Origin of the sequence: Micromonospora globispora (assembly GCF_003857015.1) — a bacterium.
Lineage (GTDB): Bacteria > Actinomycetota > Actinomycetes > Mycobacteriales > Micromonosporaceae > Micromonospora > Micromonospora globispora.
This window is the reverse complement of sequence record NZ_QGGF01000714.1, coordinates 1-1,362: the sequence shown is the minus strand read 5'-3', so window position 1 is coordinate 1,362 and position 1,362 is coordinate 1. Positions and strand designations below refer to the sequence as shown.

The 1,362-nt window shown below is 74.1% G+C and carries 2 protein-coding genes; both read left to right on the top strand.

What is annotated here, in order from left to right; genetic code table 11:
- Window positions 1–400: ribonuclease H family protein (locus DKL51_RS35440; RefSeq protein ID WP_221623280.1), on the top strand; the 400-nt coding region annotated here is incomplete at its 5' end.
- A gap of 113 nt (window positions 401–513) precedes the next feature.
- Window positions 514–1,362: ATP-binding protein (locus DKL51_RS32725; protein WP_148097920.1), on the top strand; the 849-nt coding region annotated here is incomplete at its 3' end.

Here is a 1,362-nt window from a genome sequence, read left to right as displayed (position 1 = left end):
GGTCCTGGTCAGCGAGCTGCGGGCGGTCGAGTTCCTGTTCACCGCGTACGACACCCCACCGGTCGGCATGACCGTGCTGGTCGACAGTCTGCCGGCGCTGAACTACCTGTACCGCTGGCAGGGTGGCGAGACCGGGGCGATGCCCGCCGGCTACGACCTGCGCCCCCGGCACGCCGGCATGAAGCCCACCCTGGTCCGGCTGGCCGAGCTGGTCGCCGGGCGTTCGGACCTGACGTTCGCGCACGTCAAGGCGCACGCCGGTCACGCTCTCAACGAGGCCGCCGACGGGCTGTCCCACATGGCGCGGCGCCGGGTCGAGGAGCCGTTCGACGTACGCCCCCGGGCGCACGACTTGGTCGAGGCGTTCCTGCGCGACTGGCACGTTGCACTGCCGGTCTAAGCGCCGATCCACTTTCGGCATCAGTTCCACAGCACCACGAGCGGACAGGCACTGCCCGAGCCCGCTGGCCCCGCACGCCCACCCCGCATCAGCACCCGTCGAAAGGTCGCCTGATGAACCACACCGAACCCCTGGTCGAGCTGATCTTCGACCGGCTCGCCGCCGACGACGTACCCGATGACACCGCCGAGGTGGTCCTCGCCGCGCTCAGCGGCGAGGCCGACCTGGACGCGGCGCTCGCCGGCGAGCCGACCGCCCTGGAGCCGCAGCGTCCGGCGGCGGACGAGCCGCGGGAGCGGATCTGGCTCTCGTCGGTCACCGTCGCCGGCTTCCGCGGCGTCGGCCCGGAGCGCACCCTCGCCATCGAACCCGGGCCGGGGCTGACCGTGGTGGTCGGGCGCAACGGCTCCGGCAAGTCCAGCTTCGCCGAGGCGGTGGAGCTGGCCCTGACCGGGGACAGCGCCCGCTGGGCCGACCGCAACAGCGTCTGGCGTACCGGGTGGCGCAACCTGCACGCCGGCGACCCGTGCCGGATCGCCGTCGAGCTGCGGGTCGACGGGGTCGCCACGCCCACCCGGGTGGTGCGCTCCTGGCCGTCCGGGGCGGAGCTGGGCGAGGCCGAGGTGACCGTCACCAGCGAGCGCGGCAGCCACAAGGATCTCGCCGAGCTGGGGCTGGCCCGGCCGTTGGAGCTGTACCGGCCGTTCCTCACCGCCGCCGAGCTGGGCCGGCTCACCGCCGGCACGCAGAGCCAGCTTTTCGACGCGATCTCCGCCATCCTCGGCCTGGAGGCGATCACCGACGCCGACCGCCGGCTGATGGCCGCCTCGCGTCCCATCGACGCCGCCATCAAGGAGGTACGCGGACAGCGTGCCACCCTGGCCGACACGCTCGCCGGGATCGCCGACGACCGGGCCCGGCGGGCCGCCGCGCTGCTGGGCGCCGGGGGCGCGGCCGACCTG